This is a genomic window from Streptomyces sp. NPDC012508, from assembly GCF_042902595.1.
In the GTDB taxonomy this organism is placed as follows: Bacteria; Actinomycetota; Actinomycetes; order Streptomycetales; family Streptomycetaceae; genus Streptomyces.
Window position 1 is genome coordinate 981,932 of sequence record NZ_JBIBEO010000001.1, and the last position, 6,855, is coordinate 988,786.

10 protein-coding genes are annotated in these 6,855 nt (G+C 71.7%); 5 read left to right on the top strand and 5 right to left on the bottom strand.

What is annotated here, in order from left to right:
- The first annotated feature begins 14 nt into the window (after positions 1–14).
- Positions 15–857 carry an NmrA family NAD(P)-binding protein gene (locus ACFY8U_RS04190; protein WP_389565355.1) on the top strand — a complete coding sequence of 281 codons (843 nt, stop codon included), beginning with the start codon at positions 15–17 and terminating at the stop codon, positions 855–857.
- Here ACFY8U_RS04190 and ACFY8U_RS04195 read toward each other — a convergent pair.
- Positions 805–1,806 carry a helix-turn-helix transcriptional regulator gene (locus tag ACFY8U_RS04195; RefSeq protein WP_389565358.1) on the bottom strand — a complete coding sequence of 334 codons (1,002 nt, stop codon included), beginning with the start codon at positions 1,804–1,806 and terminating at the stop codon, positions 805–807. The genes ACFY8U_RS04190 and ACFY8U_RS04195 overlap by 53 nt on opposite strands.
- A gap of 39 nt (positions 1,807–1,845) precedes the next feature.
- Here ACFY8U_RS04195 and ACFY8U_RS04200 point away from each other — a divergent pair, with 39 nt between their 5' ends.
- On the top strand, positions 1,846–2,325 hold the full coding sequence (locus tag ACFY8U_RS04200; RefSeq protein WP_389565361.1) for a hypothetical protein: 480 nt from the start codon (positions 1,846–1,848) through the stop codon (positions 2,323–2,325).
- The gene (locus ACFY8U_RS04205; RefSeq protein WP_389565363.1) at positions 2,322–2,789 is read left to right on the top strand and encodes a hypothetical protein; all 468 of its coding nucleotides are present in this window, start codon (positions 2,322–2,324) and stop codon (positions 2,787–2,789) included. Before ACFY8U_RS04200 ends, ACFY8U_RS04205 begins: the two co-directional genes overlap by 4 nt.
- Here the strand turns inward: ACFY8U_RS04205 and ACFY8U_RS04210 are convergent.
- Positions 2,776–3,519 carry a class I SAM-dependent methyltransferase gene (locus tag ACFY8U_RS04210; RefSeq protein ID WP_389566158.1) on the bottom strand — a complete coding sequence of 248 codons (744 nt, stop codon included), beginning with the start codon at positions 3,517–3,519 and terminating at the stop codon, positions 2,776–2,778. The two genes, ACFY8U_RS04205 and ACFY8U_RS04210, sit on opposite strands and share 14 nt — an antisense overlap.
- A gap of 36 nt (positions 3,520–3,555) precedes the next feature.
- A complete protein-coding gene (locus ACFY8U_RS04215) occupies positions 3,556–3,861 on the bottom strand; it encodes a 4a-hydroxytetrahydrobiopterin dehydratase (protein WP_361594660.1) in 306 nt (101 codons plus the stop codon).
- A gap of 91 nt (positions 3,862–3,952) precedes the next feature.
- Here ACFY8U_RS04215 and ACFY8U_RS04220 point away from each other — a divergent pair, with 91 nt between their 5' ends.
- On the top strand, positions 3,953–4,762 hold the full coding sequence (locus tag ACFY8U_RS04220) for a helix-turn-helix domain-containing protein (RefSeq protein WP_389565367.1): 810 nt from the start codon (positions 3,953–3,955) through the stop codon (positions 4,760–4,762).
- Here ACFY8U_RS04220 and ACFY8U_RS04225 read toward each other — a convergent pair.
- Positions 4,752–5,168, bottom strand: coding sequence for a hypothetical protein (locus tag ACFY8U_RS04225; RefSeq protein ID WP_361594656.1), 417 nt, complete (start codon positions 5,166–5,168; stop codon positions 4,752–4,754). The genes ACFY8U_RS04220 and ACFY8U_RS04225 overlap by 11 nt on opposite strands.
- Positions 5,169–5,436: 268 nt before the next feature.
- Between ACFY8U_RS04225 and ACFY8U_RS04230 the strand changes: the two genes are divergently transcribed.
- Complete coding sequence (locus ACFY8U_RS04230) at positions 5,437–6,111, top strand: beta-glucanase (protein ID WP_389565370.1); 675 nt, start codon at positions 5,437–5,439, stop codon at positions 6,109–6,111.
- Between the two features lie 31 nt (positions 6,112–6,142).
- On the opposite strand, the gene ACFY8U_RS04235 is transcribed toward ACFY8U_RS04230, so the two are convergent.
- The coding region (locus ACFY8U_RS04235) for a hypothetical protein (RefSeq protein WP_389565373.1) at positions 6,143–6,855 on the bottom strand (713 nt) is incomplete at its 5' end.

Below are 6,855 nucleotides of genomic sequence, written 5' to 3' on the forward strand. Positions count from 1 at the left end.
GCGAGTCTTGAGCCATGACGACGAACACGAACGGCACACGGACGATTCTGGTGACGAGCGCGACGGGCAAGACGGGCCGGCGAGTGGCGGAGCTGCTCGCGGCCCGCGGCGCGACCGTGCGGGCGGGCTCACGCTCCGGTGCGACCCGCTTCGACTGGGAGGACGTGACCAGCTGGGCCCCGGCGCTGAAGGGCGCGGACTCCGCGTACGTGAACTACTACCCGGACCTCGCCGCGCCGGGCGCGGTCGAGGCCATGCGGACCTTCGGCGAGCTGGCTGTGGCGAACGGTGTGCGGCGGCTGACGCTGCTCTCCGGGCGCGGCGAGCCGGACGCGGTCCGGGCCGAGGAGGCGCTGCGCGCGTCGGGGGCCGAACTGACCGTCGTACGGGCCGCGTTCTTCGCGCAGAACTTCACCGAGGGACCGATGGCCGAGGGCGTCGCGGCGGGCACGATCGCGTTCCCTGCGGGCGGTACGGCGGAACCGTTCATCGATGCCGCCGACCTGGCGGAGGTGATCGTCGAGACGCTGACGCGGGACGGTCACGCGGGTCTGGTGCACGAGTTGACCGGCCCCCGGCTGGTGACGTTCGCGGAGGTGGCGGCGGAGGTCTCGCGGCTGTCGGGCCGTCAGGTCGCGTACGTGCCGATGAGCGAGGGTGAATACGGCTCGCTGCTCCAGGAGTTCGGGTTGCCCGCCCCGGACGCGCAGTGGCTGTCGGCGCTCTTCGCGATGCTGCTCGACGGCCACAACGCGTCGGTGACGGACGGCGTGAAGCGGGTCCTCGGCCGGGAGCCCCGCGACTTCACGGCCTTCGCGGCGGAGGCGTGGGGTCGGCCCGCGGTGGCGGAGGCGTAGTTCCGTAGCGGGCGGCGAGACGGGCGACGGTCCCGGCGAGGCGGGCGCGGAGTTCCGCGGGTTCCAGGACCTCGATGTCCGCGCCGAGGCCCAGGAAGGTGTCGTGGGCGTGAGCGAGCGACTCGATGGGGAGCGTGGCGCGCGTCCAGCCGTCGGGCTCCGGGGAGCCGTTCGCGGCGAGGGCCCGGGCGGCCTCGCCCGTGAGCCGCTTCGCCCCCTCCGGGGAGAGGCGGACGAGCGCGTCGCCGCCGTGCAGACGGGCGTGGAATCCGGCCTGGGACTCACGCCAGTGGGCGACCAGGTCGAAGCCGTCAGGGATGTCGGACTCCTCCTCCGTGACGTCGAGTTCGAGGATCTGGTCCACCCGGTAGGTGCGCGGTCCGGGGCCCGCGACCAGATACCAGCGGCCTGCCTTGAGGACGAGTCCGTACGGTTCGAGGCGCCGGTCGACGTCGGTGGGCTCCTTCCAGCGGCGGTAGCGGACGGCGAGGACCCGGCCGGCCCGTACGGCCTCGGCGACCTGGGGGAGGAACGGCGCGTCGGTGTCCTCCGCGTACCAGCCGGGGGCGTCGATGTGGAACCGGGCCCGCAGCCGGTCGACATGGTCGCGCAGCGGGGCGGGCAGGGAGGCGCGCAGCTTGAGCTGGGCGTCGACGAAGTGCCCGCCGAGTCCGAGTTCGGCGGCGGCTCCGGGGATCCCGGCGAGGAAGAGCGCCTCGGCCTCGCCGGTGTACAGGTCGGTCAGCCGGGAGCGGTGGCCGGCGAGCAGCGAAAAGCCGCCGGAGTGACCCGCGTCGCCGTAGAGCGGGACGCCGGCCGCGTGCAGCGACTCGACGTCGCGGTAGACGGTCCGTACGGACACCTCCAGCTCCTCGGCGAGCTGGGCGGCGGTCATCCGGCCCCGGGTCTGGAGCAGCAGAAGGATGGAGATCAGACGGCTGGACTTCACTGACACAAGGTGTCAGTGAACCGCTCCTACAGTCCAGCCATGGCTTTCGCAGAGAAGTTGCTCTTCGTGCCGCCCCCCGTCGAGGTGGGCGGCCGTCACGTCAAGCGCTATCACGTCACCCAGGACCGGGCGGGCATCGAGCCGGAGGTCGAGAAGGCGGCCTACGCGCTGCTGCCCGACCTGCTCCCCGAGGCCGACGGGACGCCGCCCGCGACCTTCGTCGTCCTGCACAGGGGCGGCGACAGCGGCGCCTATCTGAACGCGTACAGCTGGGTGTGGGACAACGTGCTCCACTTCGGCGGCGCGGCCGCCGGGCAGCCGGTCCTCGGCTGTCCGGACACCGACCCCACGCACTTCGTGAGGACGGCGAAGCCCTGGATCGGCTGTGTCTGGGAGCTCCCGCCGATCCTGCACGAACGGGACGCCTGGGTACGGCACATGCTGGCGCCGGCGGCGCCCGACCTCGATGCCTACGTCCTCGACTCCCTCCCGGCCGGAACCACAGGAGACCGCGCATGAGCAACGCCGGCGCCGTCGACAGCTTCGACTTCCTCGACGGACGCTGGAGCGTCCACAACCGTCGCCTCGCCGACTTCCTCGATCCCGGGAGCGGCTGGGAGGAGTTCGACGGGCACACCACCGGGCGTCTTCACTGGGGCGGCCGGGCTCATGTCGACGAGATCGTCTTCCCGTCGAAGGGGTTCAGCGGGCTGACGCTGCGGCTGTACGAGCCGGAGACGGGCGAATGGACTCTGAGCTGGTCCAACAGCCGTACGGGTCGCCTCGATCCGCCGGTGAGGGGGCGGTGGGCCGGCGACGGCACGGGCGAGTTCCACGGGGTGGACACCTACGCGGGCAAGGACGTGCGAGTGCGTTTCCGCTGGTCGGGCATCTCTGCCACCACCGCGCGCTGGGAGCAGGCGTTCGCCCTCGACGGAGGGGAGTGGGTGACGAACTGGGTGATGGAGTTCAGCCGCGCCTGACGGGCCGGCGGTAGGACACGAGCCGGTACTCGGGGTCGTCACGGGGGCGATCCTGGTCCGGCAGTGTGCCGAGTTCGGCGGCGAGCGCCGCGGCCGTCCCGGGAGAGCCGTCGAACCACGAGGCGAAGTATCCGCGGCGCAGCTTCTCGGTGGTGCCGCGCGGGGTGTTCCCCTGGCCGTGACCGGTGAAGCGGGTGGCGCCGGCCGGTTCGAGGCCGAGGGCGGCCGCGTGGGCCGCTGTCCGATCGGCCCGGTCGGTGCTCGTCTCGTACGACCGGTGGGATGCGAGGACGGCGTCGATGTCGCTGCCGACGTCGTGTGCCGCGTCCTTGTCGACCGTGACGATCAGGACGCCTCCGGGGCGCAGTACCCGGGCCGCCTCGGCGACGATCGCGTCCGCGAAGGGGACCAGGTGCAGCAGCCAGACGGCGCTGACCGCGTCCACGGAGGCGTCCGCGAGCGGCAGCCGCCGGGCGTCGGCGAGGACGATCCCGCCCGGGACGCGTCGAACGGCCCTGCGGGCCATGCCGGGTGCGGCGTCGGCGCCGTACACCCGCAGGCCCGGGCGGGTCAGCCGCTCGGTGACGAGCCCGGTGCCGCAGGCGAGGTCGAGGAGCGTACGGGCGCCGGGCGGCACCAGACGCAGGACGGCCTCGGCCGCGGCCCGCGCGCGCGGCACACCGCCGCGCGTCTCGTCGTAGCGGTCCGCCTCGGCGTCGTAGTCCAGCAAGGTCTCCCCCATGGGGGAGAGCCTAGTTCGTCGAGGTCAGCTCGCTCCGTGGCCGGAGGCGACGGCCTCGACCCGGGTGGCGAGTTCGAAGTCCTTGTCCGTGACCGCGGGTCCGGCGGAGTGCGTGCTCACGGACACCGCGACCGTGTTGTATCCGAGCGTCAGATCGGAGTGGTGGTCGAGTTCCTGCTGGATCTGCGCCACGTGGACGACCATCGCGGTGGCCGCGAAGTGGTCGCCGAGACGGTAGGTGCGGGTGATCCGGTCGTCCGTCAGGGACCAGCCGGGAAGCTCTCGCAGGCGGTCCTCGATCTCCTTCTGCGACAGCGGCTCTGTGGGCATGTCCGTACTCCCTCCGGTCGGGGTTGCTCACGGTGACGATACGGTCCCGGGGGTTCGATACCCCGGCCGACACCTGGGATAGCGTCGGGTCATGACAACAGTCCCGACCGACACGGGAGTAGGGCCGCTGCTGCGCGGCTGGCGCGAGCAGCGGCGGTTGAGCCAGCTGGCGCTGGCGCTGCAGGCGGATTCCTCGGCCCGGCACATCTCCTTCATCGAGACGGGCAGGGCCCGGCCGAGCGAGGAGATGATCCTGCGCCTCGCCGAGCATCTGGAGGTGCCCGTACGGGAGCGGAACGCCCTGCTGCTCGCGGCGGGGTACGCCCCGCGGTACACCGAGTCGACGCTCGACGACCCGCAGCTGGAGACGCTGCGGGCGGGCATCGAGCAGCTGCTGCGCGGGTACGACCCGTATCCGGCGCTCGTGGTGGACGGTTCGTACACGGTGGTGGCGGCGAACGAGGCCATCGGCGTACTGCTCTCCGGCGTGGCGGAGCACCTGCTGACGCCGCCGCTCAACGCGATGCGGATCACGCTCCACCCGGAGGGGCTCGCGCCGCGGATCCGGAACCTGCGGGAGTGGCGCGGGCATCTGCTGGCCCAGATGGAGCGGCAGATCGCGCTGTCCCGCTCACCCGCGCTGCGGAGCCTGTACGAGGAGGTGGTGGCGTACCCGCTGCCGGAGGGCGCGTCGGACCCCGACGACCGGGAGGACCCGGAGCCGTATCCGTACTTCGCGCTCCCCCTGCGGATCGAGCACGACGGGCGGGTGCTGTCGTTCGTGTCCTCGATCTCCACGTTCAACACCCCGACGGACGTGACCGTCGCCGAGCTGGCCATCGAGACGATGCTCCCGGCCGACCCGGCGACGGTCGACTATCTGCGGTCGCTCACGGGGTAGCGGCGCGCAGGGCCGACCACTGGAGGACGGCGAAGCCGGCGACGGTGAGGGCCTGCGCCAGGGTCCACACCACCCCGGCGGTGGTGGGCTCCAGCCAGGCCACGAGGGAGACGACGCTCAGCACGGTCCAGAGGATGTTGACGTCGACGACGAGCTTGACGCCGCCGGCGGGCGGCTGGGGCCTGCCGGCGACCCAGGCCACGGCGGCGGCGTACGCGGTGAGCAGCACGCCGAGTTCGAGGAGCAGCCCGGAGTCGACGCCGAACAGCTCGCCGAGCGGCCCGGACGCACCGAGATAGGCGAGTCCGTTGGCGCCGGTGACGAGGGCGTCGAGGGCGAGGAACCGGCGCAGCATGGACTGGGGCCGAGTGGTGCGGGAGAGGCCGGCGAGCAGGGCCTGCGACATGGCGGATCACCCTCCTTGGGGGGACATAACCGCTGGTGGTGGAAGCGGAGCTCGGCCGGAGTGCGCCGGCCGAGTTCCGATGGACACCACGATGCCGTCGCGCTCGGCGCGGGTCGATGACGCGTGAGGTAATGGCGACCGCTCCCCCCTTTCACCGCCGCGCACACATCGTGACGACTTGTCGACACGGAGTGCTGTACTCCGCATGGCGGCGGCCCCTGAGGGCAGAACGTCGGTGGCACGACACGTCCTACCCGGGGAGCCTCCCATGTCATCCTCGCCTCCGGCCTCCGAGCCGGTCTTCACCGCGGACTTCAGCTCCCCGGAGCAGTGGATCGCCGGCCGCTCGTGGGCGTATCCCGACGGCGGGCCCGTCAACCCGGGGGACAACAAGCTGGACCACCTGGTGGAGGACCCCGCGTACAGCCGCTCCGGGGTCTTCCGGGCGACCCGCCGCAGCGACGGGCTGTGGGACGCCGGACTGCTGACGACGGAGGGCAGTCCGCAGGGGTTCGAGGTGCGCGCGGGGGACGTGCTGGAGGCGCGGGTGCGGCTTCCCGAGGAGACCGGGGCCTGGCCCGCGATCTGGACCTGGCGCGACGGAGGGCAGGAGATCGACGTCTTCGAGTACCACCCCGACAACCCGGACCTGCTCGAACTGTCGAACCGCGTGCGCGGCGCCCACCGCTACCACCGCTCCCCTTCGGTGCGCCCCGGCGGCTGGGTGACGCTGCGGACCGAGTTCGGGGCGCGCTCGGTGGTGTGGTGGCTCGACGACGTGGAGGTCTTCTCCGACGAGCACGGGGTCGGCCACTCCTGGCACGCCTATCTGATCGTCAACCTGTCGGTCTGCGCGGGCCGTTACCACCCGGCTCCTGACGCGGCGACCCGTGAGATGTCGTACGAGGTCCGCGACCTGCGGGTGTTCCGACCGGGCGGGTGACCGGGGGAGGCCGGTGCGTCGCCGTGCCCCGTCATCGTGCCTCGCCGAATCGCGGCTCCACGAACTCGTAGACGACATCCGGGGCCAAGGTGATGCCGAGTCTGCCGAGCCGTTGTGCGACATCCACCAGTGACAGCCCACTGGAGCGTGCTACACGGGCCACGTCCCACAACCTCACCGGGTCGATGCGGTCCAGCCATCGAGCCGCGTTCCCGGGAGCGTGACGGAACAGCAGAGCGAGGTCGTCGCGGTTCACGCCCTTGGGCAGTTCCACTCCCTCGGCAAACCGTAGTCCGAGCTCCACCAAGCTCGCCGCCACCACTTCAGGATCACGCCCCGTCTGATGGGCAGCCCGCAACACATGTACCAGCGGCACTACAGCCGTCGAATCCAACCATGGACCCTCCCGGTCAAGGCTCTCGCTGAGGATCAGGAGGTCGTCAGGGTCGACCGTCTCGGGCAACACGACGCCCTCCGGCAACCGCATGCCCAGCTCCGCCAACCTCGCCGCCACCAACTCAGGATCACGCTCCACCATCTCGCCGGCAGCCAGCAGCACATGCCCCAACGACACCATCGCCCCCGGAGCCAACCACGGACCCTGCCGGTCAAGATCCCTACTCAAGATCAGGAGGTCGTCAGGATCGGCCGTCTCGGGCAACACGACGCCCTCCGGCAACCGCAACCCCAACTCCACCAACCTCGCCGCCACCACCTCAGGACGACAACCCACCTGATGGGCAG